This is a genomic window from Pasteurella testudinis DSM 23072, assembly GCF_900176075.1.
In the GTDB taxonomy this organism is placed as follows: Bacteria; Pseudomonadota; Gammaproteobacteria; order Enterobacterales; family Pasteurellaceae; genus Chelonobacter; species Chelonobacter testudinis.
The window spans coordinates 1-14,546 of sequence record NZ_FWWV01000029.1 but is presented as its reverse complement, the minus strand read 5'-3'; the positions used below and the strand labels follow the sequence as shown (position 1 = coordinate 14,546).

Genomic DNA, 14,546 nt, shown 5'->3' with positions numbered 1-14,546 from the left:
AAGTGCGGAGCAATTATCGCACAGTATTCGCGGTCATTGGGAAGTGGAGAATAAGGCGCACTGGGTGCTGGATATGGTCTATCGGGAAGATGATTGTGTGATAAGCAAGGATGACGGCGCGGAGAATATGGCGATATTGCGCCGTTTTGCGTTGAATTTATCGCGGCTTCACCCGGCTAAAATGAGTATGCGGATGAAGCTGAAAGCAGCGGGTTGGTCAGATGAATTCAGGTCAGAGCTGATGTTTGGTGTTGTTGGTTGATTATTAGACAAAGTGCGCGGTTGCCCTGACCTATCTATAAAACTTCATAATCCAAGGTTCACTCACTATTCATTAAGTAGTAAACTACCCCTCTTACCGCTCTTTTATGGCTTTTAAACGACAAAAGGTGATTTATGCAACCCTATTTAATTGCTCCTTCGATTCTCTCTGCCGATTTGGCGCGTTTGGGAGAGGATGTCAAAACGGTGTTGAACGCCGGTGCTGACGTGATTCATTTTGATGTGATGGACAACCACTATGTGCCGAACCTGACTTTCGGGCCGGCGGTGTGCAAGGCATTGCGCGATTACGGCATTACCGCGCCGATTGATGTGCATTTGATGGTGAAGCCGGTCGATCGGATTATTCCGGATTTTGCCGCGGCAGGGGCGGATTACATCACCTTTCACCCCGAGGCCAGCGAGCATATCGACCGCACTTTGCAGTTGATCCGCGATTGCGGCTGCAAATCGGGCTTGGTGCTTAATCCGGCGGCGCCGTTGTCTTATTTGGATTATGTGATGGATAAGGTCGATGTGATTTTGCTGATGTCGGTCAATCCAGGCTTTGGCGGACAGTCGTTTATTCCGGCGACGTTGGATAAATTGCGCCAAGTGCGGTCGCGGATTGATCAAAGCGGGTTTGATATCCGTTTGGAAGTGGACGGCGGCGTAAAAGTCAACAATATTGCACAAATCGCCGCCGCCGGTGCGGATATGTTCGTGGCGGGTTCGGCAATTTTCGATCAGCCGGATTATGCCGACGTCATCAACGCCATGCGGCAACAATTGGCAAGCGTGGAAAAGCAGTAAGAAGGAAGAGTAGCGATGAGTCAGTTTAAAGTAATCGGTTTCGATCTTGACGGAACCTTGGTCGACAGCTTGCCGGATTTGGCATTATCAATCAATCAGGCGTTTGCCGAGATCGGACTGCCGCAAGCGCCGCAAGAGTTGGTGTTGACTTGGATCGGCAACGGTGCCGATGTATTGCTCGTGCGAGCGCTTGAGTGGAGTGGCGCAAATCTGGACGAAGAACAAATCCGGCAACTGAAAAGACGTTTCGGTTTTTATTACGGCGAAAATATTTGCAATAAAAGCCGCCTGTTCCCGAATGTGAAAGTGACGCTGGAAACCTTGAAAGCACAGGGTTATACGTTGGCGGTGGTCACCAATAAACCGACCAAACATGTACAGCCGGTGCTGGCGGCGTTCGGCATCGATCATTTGTTTTCCGAGTTGTTGGGCGGACAATCGCTGCCGGCGATTAAACCGCACCCTGCGCCGCTGTATTATTTATGCGGCAAATTCGGGATCTACCCGAAACAGTTGCTGTTTGTCGGCGATTCGAAAAATGATATTCTGGCGGCGCATAATGCAGGCTGTGCGGTAGTCGGGCTGACTTACGGCTATAATTACAACATTCCGATCAGCGAAGCCGCTCCGGATTGGGTTTTCGATGATTTTGCCGATATTTTAACGGTTATTAACTAACTTTAGCGACACATTAGCGATAGAAAAAGACATCAGTAAGGGAAAAAAATGAGTAAAAAACCTGTGGTATTCAGCGGCGTGCAGCCGTCGGGCGAATTGACAATCGGCAACTATTTGGGCGCGCTGCGCCAATGGGCGAAAATGCAAGACGAATTCGACTGCCTGTTCTGTATCGTTGATTTACACGCCATCACCGTGCGCCAAGATCCGCAAGCCTTGCGCAATGCGACGTTAGACACCTTGGCGATTTACCTTGCCGCCGGTATCGATCCGCAGAAAAGCACGATTTTCGTGCAATCGCATGTGCCGCAGCACACCCAGCTGGCGTGGGTGCTGAATTGCTACTCCTATTTCGGCGAAATGAGCCGCATGACCCAGTTTAAAGACAAATCCGCCCGTTACGAAGAAAACGTCAACGTTGGTCTGTTTGCCTATCCGGTGTTAATGGCGGCGGATATTTTGCTTTATCAAGCGAACCAAGTGCCGGTCGGCGATGATCAACGTCAACATTTGGAGATCACCCGTGATATTGCCCAGCGTTTCAACGCACTGTATGAAAATACGTTTATCGTGCCGGAAGCGTTTATTCCGAAAGCCGGCGCGCGCGTGATGTCGCTGTTGGAACCGACCAAGAAAATGTCGAAATCCGATGATAACCGTAACAATGTGATTGGGTTGTTGGAAGATCCGAAAGCGGTGGCGAAAAAAATCAAAAGAGCGGTCACCGACTCCGATGAGCCGCCGGTGGTGAAATACGACCGTGAAAATAAAGCCGGAGTTTCTAACCTATTGGATATTTTATCCGGCGTGACCGGCAAAAGTATCGCCGAGTTGGAAGCGGAGTTTGATGGCAAAATGTATGGGCATTTGAAAAGTGCGGTCGCTGATGAAGTGTCGCAGATGTTGAGCGAATTACAGCAACGCTTCCACCATTTCCGCAATGACGAAGCGCTGTTAAACCAAATTCTCCGTGACGGCGCGGCAAAAGCGCAAGCCCGTGCCGCCGCAACGCTGGATAAGGTTTATCAAGCGGTCGGATTTGTGGCAAGAACGTAAAAGTGCGGTTGGCGGCATAAGAGAGGAAAACATGACATATCCGGTTGATTTACATACGCATACCATTGCTAGCAGCCATGCTTACAGCACGTTGCATGAGTATATCGTGGTCGCCAAACAACGCGGGATCCGCCTGTTTGCCAATACCGATCATGGTCCGGCACTGGGCGACGCACCGCATGAATGGCACTTTTCCAATCTGGCGATTCTGCCGCGTTTTATCGACGGCGTCGGTATTTTGCGCGGTATCGAAGCCAATATTCTGAACGTTGACGGTGAAACTGACTGCAATGATCGAATGCGTCGTTCGCTGGATCTGGTGTTGGCGGGCTTTCATCCGCCGTCGATTCAACCGAGTACGCGCGACGATCACACTGAAGCGCTGATTAACTGTATCAAAAGCGGAAAGGTCGATATTATCACCCATCCGGGCAATCCGAAATTTCCAATTGATGCGGTGGCTGTGGCACAAGCGGCGGCACGATACAACGTGGCGCTGGAGGTCAACAACTCCTCGTTTTTGCATTCGCGCGTCGGCAGCTATGACAACTGCCTGACCATTGCCGCCGCGGTGCGTGATGCCGGCGGTTGGGTCAGTATCGGTTCCGATTCGCACTATGCCGGTTATCTGGGCGATTTCAGTCATAGCTTGGCACTGCTCGATGCGGTTGATTTTCCGCCGGAGCGGGTGCTGAACCAAAGTCCGCGTGTCTTGCTGGATTTTCTGGAAAGTCGCGGTTGGGCGAAAATCGCCGAATTTGCCGATTTATAAGCCGTGTAACGGCAGTGATCGGCTACGCAAAATTGCTTAAAGCTAGGTAATTCAGGTTTTTATTTTCCAGAGCTTATTGAATAATAAGCGGCATTTTAATCCGAGCGAGAAACCATAATGAAAATAACCAAAACCGCACTTGCCCTGTTTACCTGTTTGGCGCTGCCTGTTGCCGCCCAAGCCGAAATCAAAAAAATTCCGGCGGATTACAGCGAAAACCCACACGCCGAAAGCGCCAAAATTTTCTATACCGCAGCGGTCGAGCCGAATCTGATTTCCGATTTGGTGTATGCGATCGACGATCTGAATATCAACTATCCGCAGCTGAAAAAGATTTATCTGTATATTAATAGTGACGGCGGTGATATGGACAGCGGACAGATTGCGTATTGGGCGGTGAAAAGCTCGAAGATTCCGATCACTACCGTTAATTTATCAATGGTCGGTTCGTCCGCCACCATTATTTTCTGCGGCGCAAAAGAGCGGTTGGCGCTGCCCGGCGGTAAGTTTTTACTGCACGCCTCCAGCCTGACCGGCTCGGAAGGGTTGTTGCGTCCCGATGATATTGATAACCTGAAAAAAGAATCGGTGATGTACAATCAAATATTTTCCGATACTTATCAACAATGTACCGATTATAGCGATCAGGAAATCAGCCGCTTTCTACACAGCGAAGGCTCACGCTTGTTGATCACCGACAAAGAAGCACAGCAGAAAAAATTGATTTCAGGTTTGGCGGACGGCATTGTGCAAGCACCGATTGCGTACCATATTACCGCCGATGAAGAGTAAAAATGAAGGGTAAAACGGCGGATAAAAATACCGAAAAAGTTGAACCTTTCAAAAATAGTTAAGTCTAAACAGATGTGACAGCGTGTTCGTCCATATTATGTTGCCTTGCGTGTCAAATTTTGCACTCGGCGCGATTTATGGTATAAGTAGCATTCGCCGATTTAATGATAGATTAAGAAGGAAGACGATGACTAAAGATATGCAAATGATGCTTGTTCCTCAAGGCAGTTTAGAAGGTTATATCCGTGCTGCGAATCAATACCCGATGCTGACCGCTGAGGAAGAGAAGGAACTGGCGGAACGTTTGTATTACCAACAGGATCTGGACGCCGCGAAAGAGTTGATCTTGTCGCACTTGCGTTTTGTGATCCATGTTGCGCGTGGTTATTCCGGCTATGGCTTGCCGCAAGCCGATCTGATCCAAGAAGGCAATATCGGTTTAATGAAAGCGGTGCGCCGCTTTAATCCTGAAGTGGGCGTACGCTTGGTTTCCTTTGCGGTGCATTGGGTCAAAGCCGAAATTCATGAATATGTGTTGCGCAACTGGCGTATCGTCAAAGTGGCGACCACCAAAGCGCAGCGCAAACTGTTTTTTAACCTGCGCAAAACCAAACAGCGTTTCGGCTGGTTCAACGAAAATGAAGTGGCGATGGTTGCCGACGAATTGGGCGTGTCGGTGGACGATGTCAAAGAGATGGAATCGCGCATGAGCGGGCAGGATATGGCGTTTGATTTGCCTAGCGACGATGCGGAAGAGAGCTATAGTCCGGCGCTGTATCTGGAAGATAAAAGCTCTGATTTTGCTATGGAGCTGGAAGCGGAAAACTACGAAAATCAAGCGACCGAGCAGCTGCACCACGCATTAGCCGGCTTGGACGACCGTAGTTTGGATATTATCCGTTCCCGCTGGTTGGACGACGACAAAGCCACCTTGCAGGATTTGGCGGCGAAATACAATATTTCCGCCGAACGGGTGCGCCAGTTGGAAAATAACGCCTTGAAAAAATTGAAAGGGTCGGTGGATTTCTAACGTTAGCCGCTTGCCACAGCGAAAACAGCAAACCAAAATGATGAGAAACCCGTCCGTTGTGACGGGTTTCTTTTTGTCCGGAAAATCAGCAAACGGTTTAAAATAGCAAATTTATTTGCAAAATATCCTTGACTTTCTAAAAACGCCCCTCATCTAATCCTCGCGAATGGACGTTATGGTTAACGTCGGACAAGATACGATTCAGGAGGATTTTTGTATGAATATCGAAAAATTTACCACCAAATTCCAGCAAGCGATTGCCGAAGCGCAGTCCCTTGCCTTAGGTAAAGAGCAACAATATATCGAACCGCTGCACTTAATGGCGGCGCTACTCAATCAGCAAGGCGGCTCGGTGCAACCGCTCTTGGTCAGCTGCGGCGTGAATGTGGTGCAGCTGAAAAGCCAACTCAACGGCGAAATCGATCGTTTGGCGAAAGTGGAAGGTAATGCCGGCGATGTGCAGATTTCGCAGCAGTTGGTGCGTCTGCTTAACCGTTGCGATCAATTGGCGCAAAAACGGCAGGATAAATTTATCTCGTCCGAGCTGTTTGTATTGGCGGCGTTGGAAGACAAAACCGCACTTGGCAATGTGTTGCGCCAAAGCGGTTTGAAAGCCGAAGCAGTCGAGGCGGCAATTCAAAAAATGCGCGGCGGCGAAAATGTCAACGATCCGAACGCGGAAGAGTCGCGTCAAGCGTTGGATAAATTTACCATTGATTTAACCGCCAGAGCGGAGAGCGGTAAGCTCGATCCGGTGATTGGGCGTGATGATGAAATCCGGCGTGCGATTCAGGTGTTGCAACGGCGCACCAAAAACAATCCGGTGCTGATCGGTGAACCGGGCGTGGGCAAAACAGCCATCGTGGAAGGTTTGGCACAACGTATCGTCAACGGCGAAGTGCCGGAAGGCTTGCGCAATAAACGGGTGCTGTCGTTGGATATGGGCGCGCTGATTGCCGGTGCGAAATACCGCGGTGAGTTTGAAGAGCGGTTGAAAGGCGTGTTGAACGAGCTGGCGAAAGAAGAAGGCCGGGTGATCCTGTTTATCGACGAAATCCATACCATGGTCGGTGCTGGTAAATCCGACGGCGCAATGGACGCCGGCAATATGCTGAAACCGGCGTTGGCACGCGGCGAGCTGCATTGTGTCGGCGCAACCACGCTGGACGAATATCGCCAATATATCGAGAAAGATGCCGCCCTTGAGCGCCGTTTCCAAAAAGTGCTGGTCGACGAACCGAGCGTGGAAGACACGATTGCGATTTTGCGCGGCTTAAAAGAGCGCTATGAAATCCACCACCATGTGCAAATTACCGATCCGGCGATTGTGGCGGCGGCGACGCTTTCGCACCGCTATATTTCCGACCGCCAGTTGCCGGATAAGGCGATTGATTTGATCGACGAAGCGGCATCGAGTATCCGCATGGAAATCGACTCTAAACCGCAGCCGCTCGATCGTTTGGAACGGCGGATTATCCAATTGAAACTGGAACAGCAGGCGCTGCAAAAAGAGGATGATGACGCCAGCCGTAAACGCTTGCAGATGTTGGAACAGGAGTTGAGCGAAAAAGAGCGTGAATATTCCGAGCTGGAAGAGGTGTGGAAAAGTGAGAAAGCCGCACTTTCCGGCACGCAACATATTAAAGCCGAGCTGGATAATGTGCGCACGCAAATGGAGCAGGCACGCCGTGCCAGCGATTTTGCCAAAATGTCGGAATTACAGTACGGCGTAATGCCTGAACTGGAAAAACAGCTGGCGCAGGCGGAAGCCTCGGAAGGCAAAGAGATGACCTTGCTGCGCTATCGGGTCACTGATGAAGAGATCGCCGAAGTGTTGTCGCGCGCAACCGGCATTCCGGTGGCACGCATGATGGAGGGCGAAAAAGAGAAACTGTTGCGCATGGAAGACGAATTGCACAAACGGGTGATCGGACAAAGCGAAGCGGTGGAAGCGGTCGCCAATGCGATTCGCCGCAGTCGCGCCGGATTAGCCGATCCGAACCGCCCGATCGGTTCGTTCCTGTTTTTAGGCCCGACCGGAGTGGGGAAAACCGAGCTGTGCAAAACCTTGGCGCAGTTTATGTTCGACAGCGACGACGCAATGATTCGGATTGATATGTCGGAATTTATGGAGAAACACAGCGTATCGCGCTTGGTCGGCGCGCCTCCGGGCTATGTCGGCTATGAAGAGGGCGGTTATTTGACCGAAGCGGTACGCCGCCGCCCGTATTCGGTGATTCTGCTCGACGAAGTGGAAAAAGCGCACCACGATGTGTTCAACATTCTGTTGCAAGTGCTGGACGACGGGCGTTTGACCGACGGACAAGGACGCACCGTCGATTTCCGTAACACGGTGGTGATTATGACCTCGAATTTGGGTTCGGATTTGATTCAGGAAAATGTGAACGACTTGGATTACGGCTCGGTGAAAGAGCTGGTGATGTCGGTGGTCGGCCGCCATTTCCGTCCGGAATTTATCAACCGGATTGACGAAACCGTGGTGTTCCACCCGTTGGATAAAGCCCATATTCAGTCGATTGCGTCAATCCAGTTGCAACGGTTGAGCAAACGCATGGAAGCGCACGGCTATCATATTCGGTTCAGCGCTGCGCTGTTGGATTTCATCGCGAAAGTGGGATATGACCCGATTTACGGCGCACGTCCGCTGAAACGCGCGATTCAGCAGGAGATCGAAAACCCGTTGGCGCAACAAATTCTGTCGGGTAAATTACTTCCGGATACGGCGATTACCGTGGATTTGGAAGACAATAAAGTGATTGCCCGCCAATAAGTAAAATCGTCTGTAAACAGCTTAACCGCACTTTGATCTGAGCGCCAAAGTGCGGTTTTTTAATTCGGATTATCCGCCACATAATCCTTCAACGTTTGGATAAAGGCACGGGTGGCGCGCGATAAATAGCGGCCTTTGCGATAAACCACCACCACCGTGCGGCTCGGTTTGCTGTCCGGTCGGCAGTAGCACGGTTCTTTCTCGAAATGGTCGGCGTAGACTAAGGTTTCCGGTAATAAAGCCGCACCGATTCCGGCTCCGGCAAGCGCTTGGGCGGTGGTCATGCTTTCGGTTTCTAATACCACATTCGGCGAAAATCCGGCATTTTCACATAGTTTTTGCAGCATATGGTGTAATTTATGCCCTTTGTTCATCTGAATAAACGGCGTATCTTGCAGTTCGCTGAGATCAATTGTCGGCGTGTAGGAGTGATCACCGGCTTTCAGCTTTAACTGTGCGGCAATCGGGTGGTTGGGCGGTAGCGCCAGCAACATTCTTTCCTCAAACAGAATATCGTAATCGAACAGTGCTTCGTTAATCGGCAGTAGTGACAGGGATAAATCGGTCAGTCCGTGCAGCACCCGATCTTCCAGATTGTGGGTGTTATCTTCCTGCAAAAATACTTCGATATTCGGGTATTGTCGGCGAAAGTGCGGTAAAACGCGCGAAAGCAGATAAGCGCTGCGAAACGGTGAACTGCCGATCGTAACGCGCCCCTGCCGTACATTCAAGGTGTCATCGACTTTCTGTTCAAATTGGTGCTGCAAATCCATAATCGCTTGTGCGGTTTCAACATATAGGCTGCCGATATAGGTTAATTTCAGCGGCGATACGCTGCGATCAAACAGCGGTGCGCCCACTTTTTCTTCCACTTTCTGAATAAATTGGCTTAATGACGGCTGTGAAATATACAGTTTTTTGGCGGCGCTGGAGAAATTACGTTCTTCCGCCACTTTTAAGACATATTTGAATTGCCGAAACTCCATATGATCTCCTTCTACTTATAGGTTTTTACTTATATCAAGTATATAAAAAATCGTATTGGACTTATTTTAATGAAATTCCGTACCATACACCACATAAATTATAAGGACTTGCTTTTCTATTTTTGTTGTTTGGAGTGTGGATATGACGCGATTAACTCGGGGAATTATCGTGATTTTGCTGATGCTCGGTATCTGGTTTTCACCGCTACCGAACGGGCTTTCGTTGCAAGCGTGGCATCTGTTTGCCATTTTTGCCGCAACCATTATCGGCTTTATTTTGCAACCGTTGCCGCTGGGGGCGGTGGCGTTGATTGGGGTGATGTTTGCGGCATTAAGCGGCACGATCACTATGTCGGAGGCATTGTCCGGTTTCAGCAACAGCACCATTTGGCTGATTGTATCTGCCTTTTTGTTTGCCAAAGGTTTTATCAAAACCGGCTTGGGACGGCGCATTTCCTATCAACTGATCCGCTGCTTCGGCAGTAGTGCGCTGAAATTGGGTTATACCTTGGCGATTAGCGATTTTATTATCAGTCCGGCAACACCGTCCAACACCGCACGCTGCGGCGGCATAATGTATCCGATCGTGCGTAGTCTGGCGTCGGCTTTCGGTTCCGAGCCGAATCGAAATCCACGCAAAATCGGGGCGTATATCCTCTCCACCACCTTTCAGGTTGACGCGCCGATTGCGGCGATGTTCCTGACTGCCTGTGCGCCGAATCTGCTTATCGCCGCTTTTGCGCTGGATACTGCCAACGTCAATATCAGTTGGGGAACTTGGGCGTTGGCAGGGATTGTGCCGGGGCTGTTGTCGATACTGTTGATTCCGTATTTTATCTATAAATTTTATCCGCCGGAAATCAAGGATACGCGTGCGGCGCAAGTCGTGGCAACAGAAGAGTTGGCCAAAATGGGTGCTATGAGCCGTGACGAGTGGATTATCAGCGGTGTGTTTATCGGTGCGCTGTTGTTGTGGAGCACTTCGCAATATACCCAAATTAATTCGACCGTCGTGGCATTGCTCGGCGTGAGTGTGATGTTGATCACTAACGTGTTGGAATGGAATGAAATTCTGGAAGAGAAAGGCGCTTGGGACGGCATGATCTGGATGGGGGGCATCGTCGGTTTGGCAGGCATGTTGAACAAAGTCGGCTTTATTCCTTGGTTTGCCGGTTCGGCGACCGGTTTGATGGCGGGCGTGTCATGGGTGCCGACCTTAATCGTCTTGTTCCTGATTTATATGTACAGCCATTATGTTTTCGCTAGTTTATCCGCCCATGTCACCGCCATGTACGCCGCGTTTTTAGCGGTGGCGGTCGGTGCCGGCGCACCGCCGTTTCTGGCGGCATTCGGTTTTGCCGCACTGTCGAATTTAATGGCGGGGCTGACCCATTATGCGACCGGCGCAGCACCGATCTATTTCGGCGCAGGTTACATCAAACAGCAGGACTGGTGGCGTATCGGCTTTTTTGCCTCCGTGATCAACGTGGTGATTTGGCTCGGCGTTGGGGCGTTGTGGTGGAAAATATTAGGTTTATGGTGATTGTAACCATATGTGGATGTTTTATTTTTAATCAATGAAATGAAGAGGTTATCTATGATGACAAAAGAAGAAGGTGTGCGCTATTTAACGGATACCATTGCAAAATTTGTCGGCATTACCGGAAAAGTGCTGCCTGACGACGTGATGAAGAAACTGAAAGAGTTGCGCGAAAAAGAGCAGGAGCAATTGCCGAAAATCATTTACGGCGCGATGTTCCAAAATCAGGATTTGGCAGCGAAATTGAATCGTCCGAGCTGTCAGGACACCGGCGTTATCCAGTTTTTCGTCAAGTGCGGTGCGAATTTTCCGTATATCGGCGAGTTGGAAGCCTTGCTGAAAGAATCGGTGATTCAAGCGACCAAAGACGCGCCGTTGCGCCATAACAGCGTGGAAACGTTTGACGAATACAACACCGGTAAAAATGTCGGCAAAGGCACGCCGAGCGTGTTTTGGGAAATTGTGCCGGACAGTGACAAGCTGGAGCTGGATACCTACATGGCAGGCGGCGGTTGCTCTTTGCCGGGACAAGCCAAAGTGTTAATGCCGGGCGAAGGTTACGAAGGCGTCACCCGTTTTGTGATGGACATCATGACCAGCTACGGCTTGAACGCCTGTCCGCCGTTATTGGTCGGCGTAGGCATTGCCACATCGGTCGAAACCGCCGCTGTGCTCTCCAAAAAAGCGCTGTTCCGTCCGTTAGGGCAACATAATCCGAACGAAAAAGCCGCCTCAATGGAAAAATTGCTGGAAGACGGGATTAACAGTATCGGCTTGGGGCCGCAAGGCTTAAAAGGCAAAATGTCGGTAATGGGCGTGAATATCGAAAACACCGCGCGCCACCCGTCGGTGATCGGCGTCAGCGTCAACGTGGGCTGCTGGTCGCACCGCAAAGGGCACATTATTTTTGACAAAGAGTTGAACTACACCATTACTTCACATTCAGGAGTGACATTATGACCGATAAAAAAATCCTTACCACCCCGATTAAAGCGGAAGATCTGCAAGACATCAATGTGGGCGATATTATTTACTTAAACGGTTATCTGGTCACTTGCCGTGATGTGGCGCACCGCCGTTTAATCGAAGAAAAACGGCCGTTGCCGGTCGATATCGACGGCGGCGCGATTCTGCACGCCGGCCCGATTATCCGTTCATTGGGTGACGATAAATATGAAATGGTTTCCGTCGGTCCGACCACCAGTATGCGTATGGAAAAATTTGAGAAGGAGTTCATCAAACAAACCGGTGTCAAACTGATTTTGGGCAAAGGCGGCATGGGCAACGGCACAATGGAAGGCTGCCGCGACTATAAAGCGCTGCACTGCGTGTTCCCTGCTGGTTGTGCGGTGCTGGCGGCGGAGTGCGTGGAAGAGATCGTCGATGCGCAATGGAAAGATCTCGGTATGCCGGAAACTTTATGGGTGTGCAAAGTGAAAGAGTTCGGCCCGCTGATTGTGTCGATTGATACCCACGGGCGCAATATTTTTGAAGAAAATAAAATCGAATTCAATAAGAAGAAAGAAGCGGCGATTGAAGAAATCTGCAAACACGTCAGTTTCATCAAATAACAAAGCGCAAAACCGCACTTTTATGTTTTTTCGGCATAAAGTGCGGTTTGTTGTTATACTCGGTCAAGCAAAAGGTAGTGCAATTTCTTTCTATAATAGGAGCCAATAATGACGTTTAAACATGCTATCGGTTTCGGTGTTGCCGGCAATTTTGCCGGACATTTGGAACAGGCGGGCGAAGCGGCGGATTTCCAACAGGTTGAAGTGCAGGAGCAACATCAGCCGAAAGCGATTTTTCCGTTTTATGTACCGCACTTTGACGGTTTTTTATCAGTCTATCCGCTGTCGGCGGACACCCTGCGTTTTCCGCAAGATGCCGATAATTTGCAAATTGAGCCGGAAGTGGCGATTGTGTGCGATATCGAATATGATCAAAATAAACAAGTGACCGCACTTTTACCCAAGGCGTTTGGCGCGTATAACGACTGTTCAATCCGTCGTCCGAATGCCAATAAAATTGCCGATAAGAAAAATTGGGGCGCGCAAACCAAAGGGCTGTCCGCCACATTAATTCCGTTAGACGGTTTTGCGGCAGGCTGCAATCTGGATCAATACCGTATCGCCTGCTTCCACCAACGCGGCGAGCAATTCAATATTTACGGCATCGACAGCCCGACCATCGGCTACAGCTATTTTCATCAAAAATTGCTGGATTGGATTGTTGATCGCATGAACAACCAGCCGGATCAAGGCCCGATGCACCATATTGCCAGTTTGCTGGAAAAAGCGAATTATCCGCAACAGGCGGTGATCAGTATCGGCGCAACCCGCTATACCGACTTCGGCGAAACGCATTTCTTGCAGCCGGGCGATGTCAGCATGGTGGTGGTATACAACGGTACTAAACACAGCGCAGACGAGATTATCGCGATGGCGAAAACCCAACAATTCAGCGGCGATCTGTCGGCGCTGGTGCAAACCGTGATTTAAACCCTGTAAAGTGCGGTCAGACACGCTTTTTGACCGCACTTTTGCTTTTTTTGCGATCCGTATTCCATTTTTAATCGCCGATAAAATCCACTGAAGAGGTTATGCCGTAAGCTGAACGCAGGTTGAACTGTAATCCATATAAGGAAAAGAAAAATGTGGCGTTCTATTTTTATCAGTCTGCTGTTGTGTGCTTCGTTATCGCTGCGTGCGCAGGCGCCGGCATTAATGCTGCTTGAGGTTTATCAAGGGCAAGCGTTGGACGGCTGGATGATGAGCGAAAAGCTGGACGGTGTGCGCGGTTTTTGGAACGGCAAACAGTTGATCAGCCGCAACGGGAATCCGTTTAATCCGCCGGCGTATTTTATCGAGCGGTTTCCGCCTTTTGCTATAGACGGCGAACTGTTTTCGCAGCGTGGCGAATTTGAGCTGATCTCTTCAATCACCCGTACATTTGAGGATATGGGGTGGCATAAACTGAAACTACATGTGTTTGATGTGCCGAATGCGGACGGCGATTTGCCACAGCGATTGCAACAATTGCGCGATTATCTGCAACAAAATCCAAGCACGCATATTGAAATCATTCAACAAATTCCGATTAAGAATAAGCAGCATGCGGAAAATTTTTTAGCGGAAATCGAGGCGTTAGGCGGCGAGGGAATTGTGGTGCGCAATCCGCATATTCCGTATCAACATCAGCGCAGTTCGCAGATTTTAAAATTTAAGACCACGCAAGACGAAGAGTGCCGTGTGATTGCGCATTATGCGGGCAAAGGACAGTTCGCAGGCAAGTTGGGCGCAGTCGGTTGCCAAAATGAACGCGGCGTTTTTAAAATCGGTTCGGGATTTAATCATGCGGAACGTGAAAATCCGCCGCCGATTGGCAGTCTGATTACCTATCAATATCGCGGACTGACTAAAAACGGCAAACCGCGTTTCGCCACTTTTCTGCGAATAAGACAGGATAATGTTGTGCAAATTGCCGAGTAAATCACCAAAAGTGCGGTATTTCGAATAAAAAAGCGCCGGTCGGAAAATTTTCGCAAAAAAGTGAGAAAAAGGGGTTGCAAAGATTTACCGAATGTCTATAATGCGCACCTCACAACGACGCAGCGTTCTGTTTAAGAGGTTGGCGGTTGTGACTGTTCTTTAACAATATATCAGACAATCTGTGTGGGCACTTGTGCAAGGCATTGGTAATTAAAAAAGATTTAAAAACTAAAGTCTTAATGAGTGCTGATAGTAAATTCATAATGAAACTTTTTGGAGTTTCAAAAATTATAGTCAGAGATTCGTTGAGCGATTGAACTTGAATTGAAGAGTTTG

At 49.6% G+C, this 14,546-nt stretch carries 14 protein-coding genes; 13 read left to right on the top strand and 1 reads right to left on the bottom strand.

Features of this window, described 5'->3' with window-relative positions:
• From B8880_RS09980 to clpB, 8 genes are all read left to right on the top strand, one after another.
• The coding region (locus B8880_RS09980; protein WP_143933434.1) for an ISAs1 family transposase at positions 1 to 262 on the top strand (262 nt) is incomplete at its 5' end.
• A gap of 134 nt (positions 263 to 396) precedes the next feature.
• Positions 397 to 1,074: a ribulose-phosphate 3-epimerase gene (gene rpe / locus B8880_RS09975; protein WP_084257468.1), complete on the top strand. Its 678-nt coding sequence runs from the start codon at positions 397 to 399 to the stop codon at positions 1,072 to 1,074.
• Positions 1,075 to 1,089: 15 nt separating this feature from the next.
• Positions 1,090 to 1,752: a phosphoglycolate phosphatase gene (locus B8880_RS09970; RefSeq protein ID WP_084257467.1), complete on the top strand. Its 663-nt coding sequence runs from the start codon at positions 1,090 to 1,092 to the stop codon at positions 1,750 to 1,752.
• Positions 1,753 to 1,800: 48 nt separating this feature from the next.
• Positions 1,801 to 2,808 carry a tryptophan--tRNA ligase gene (gene trpS, locus B8880_RS09965; protein ID WP_084257466.1) on the top strand — a complete coding sequence of 336 codons (1,008 nt, stop codon included), beginning with the start codon at positions 1,801 to 1,803 and terminating at the stop codon, positions 2,806 to 2,808.
• Positions 2,809 to 2,839: 31 nt separating this feature from the next.
• Entirely contained in the window at positions 2,840 to 3,580 is a 741-nt protein-coding gene (locus B8880_RS09960; RefSeq protein WP_084257465.1) for a phosphatase, read from the top strand.
• Between the two features lie 117 nt (positions 3,581 to 3,697).
• Positions 3,698 to 4,372, top strand: a complete 675-nt coding sequence (locus tag B8880_RS09955) for an ATP-dependent Clp protease proteolytic subunit (protein WP_084257464.1) — start codon at positions 3,698 to 3,700, stop codon at positions 4,370 to 4,372.
• A 187-nt stretch (positions 4,373 to 4,559) separates the two neighbouring features.
• Complete coding sequence (gene rpoH / locus B8880_RS09950; RefSeq protein WP_084257463.1) at positions 4,560 to 5,402, top strand: RNA polymerase sigma factor RpoH; 843 nt, start codon at positions 4,560 to 4,562, stop codon at positions 5,400 to 5,402.
• Positions 5,403 to 5,619: 217 nt separating this feature from the next.
• Entirely contained in the window at positions 5,620 to 8,193 is a 2,574-nt protein-coding gene (clpB, locus tag B8880_RS09945; protein ID WP_084257462.1) for an ATP-dependent chaperone ClpB, read from the top strand.
• A 59-nt stretch (positions 8,194 to 8,252) separates the two neighbouring features.
• Here the strand turns inward: clpB and B8880_RS09940 are convergent, their stop codons facing one another.
• Positions 8,253 to 9,179: a LysR family transcriptional regulator gene (locus B8880_RS09940; RefSeq protein ID WP_084257461.1), complete on the bottom strand. Its 927-nt coding sequence runs from the start codon at positions 9,177 to 9,179 to the stop codon at positions 8,253 to 8,255.
• Between the two features lie 142 nt (positions 9,180 to 9,321).
• Here B8880_RS09940 and B8880_RS09935 point away from each other — a divergent pair, with 142 nt between their 5' ends.
• From B8880_RS09935 to B8880_RS09915, 5 genes are all read left to right on the top strand, one after another.
• Entirely contained in the window at positions 9,322 to 10,722 is a 1,401-nt protein-coding gene (locus B8880_RS09935; protein ID WP_084257460.1) for an anion permease, read from the top strand.
• Between the two features lie 54 nt (positions 10,723 to 10,776).
• Positions 10,777 to 11,679 carry a L(+)-tartrate dehydratase subunit alpha gene (ttdA, locus tag B8880_RS09930; RefSeq protein ID WP_208610908.1) on the top strand — a complete coding sequence of 301 codons (903 nt, stop codon included), beginning with the start codon at positions 10,777 to 10,779 and terminating at the stop codon, positions 11,677 to 11,679.
• Complete coding sequence (gene ttdB, locus B8880_RS09925; protein ID WP_084257458.1) at positions 11,676 to 12,290, top strand: L(+)-tartrate dehydratase subunit beta; 615 nt, start codon at positions 11,676 to 11,678, stop codon at positions 12,288 to 12,290. The genes ttdA and ttdB overlap by 4 nt, the downstream gene beginning before the upstream one ends.
• A 108-nt stretch (positions 12,291 to 12,398) precedes the next feature.
• On the top strand, positions 12,399 to 13,220 hold the full coding sequence (locus tag B8880_RS09920) for a DUF5718 family protein (RefSeq protein WP_084257457.1): 822 nt from the start codon (positions 12,399 to 12,401) through the stop codon (positions 13,218 to 13,220).
• Positions 13,221 to 13,373: 153 nt separating this feature from the next.
• Positions 13,374 to 14,210, top strand: a complete 837-nt coding sequence (locus B8880_RS09915) for a DNA ligase (RefSeq protein WP_084257456.1) — start codon at positions 13,374 to 13,376, stop codon at positions 14,208 to 14,210.
• Positions 14,211 to 14,546 lie beyond the last annotated feature (336 nt).

Excerpts from the sequence above, each read along its gene's own strand:
- B8880_RS09970 (WP_084257467.1), top strand. The coding sequence starts at position 1,090 with ATGAGTCAGTTTAAAGTAATCGGTTTCGATCTTGACGGAACCTTGGTC.
- rpoH (WP_084257463.1), top strand. The coding sequence starts at position 4,560 with ATGACTAAAGATATGCAAATGATGCTTGTTCCTCAAGGCAGTTTAGAA.
- B8880_RS09935 (WP_084257460.1), top strand. The coding sequence starts at position 9,322 with ATGACGCGATTAACTCGGGGAATTATCGTGATTTTGCTGATGCTCGGT.
- B8880_RS09920 (WP_084257457.1), top strand. The coding sequence starts at position 12,399 with ATGACGTTTAAACATGCTATCGGTTTCGGTGTTGCCGGCAATTTTGCC.
- rpe (WP_084257468.1), top strand. The coding sequence starts at position 397 with ATGCAACCCTATTTAATTGCTCCTTCGATTCTCTCTGCCGATTTGGCG.
- ttdB (WP_084257458.1), top strand. The coding sequence starts at position 11,676 with ATGACCGATAAAAAAATCCTTACCACCCCGATTAAAGCGGAAGATCTG.
- ttdA (WP_208610908.1), top strand. The coding sequence starts at position 10,777 with ATGATGACAAAAGAAGAAGGTGTGCGCTATTTAACGGATACCATTGCA.
- B8880_RS09955 (WP_084257464.1), top strand. The coding sequence starts at position 3,698 with ATGAAAATAACCAAAACCGCACTTGCCCTGTTTACCTGTTTGGCGCTG.
- B8880_RS09960 (WP_084257465.1), top strand. The coding sequence starts at position 2,840 with ATGACATATCCGGTTGATTTACATACGCATACCATTGCTAGCAGCCAT.
- B8880_RS09940 (WP_084257461.1), bottom strand. The coding sequence starts at position 9,179 with ATGGAGTTTCGGCAATTCAAATATGTCTTAAAAGTGGCGGAAGAACGT.
- trpS (WP_084257466.1), top strand. The coding sequence starts at position 1,801 with ATGAGTAAAAAACCTGTGGTATTCAGCGGCGTGCAGCCGTCGGGCGAA.
- clpB (WP_084257462.1), top strand. The coding sequence starts at position 5,620 with ATGAATATCGAAAAATTTACCACCAAATTCCAGCAAGCGATTGCCGAA.
- B8880_RS09915 (WP_084257456.1), top strand. The coding sequence starts at position 13,374 with ATGTGGCGTTCTATTTTTATCAGTCTGCTGTTGTGTGCTTCGTTATCG.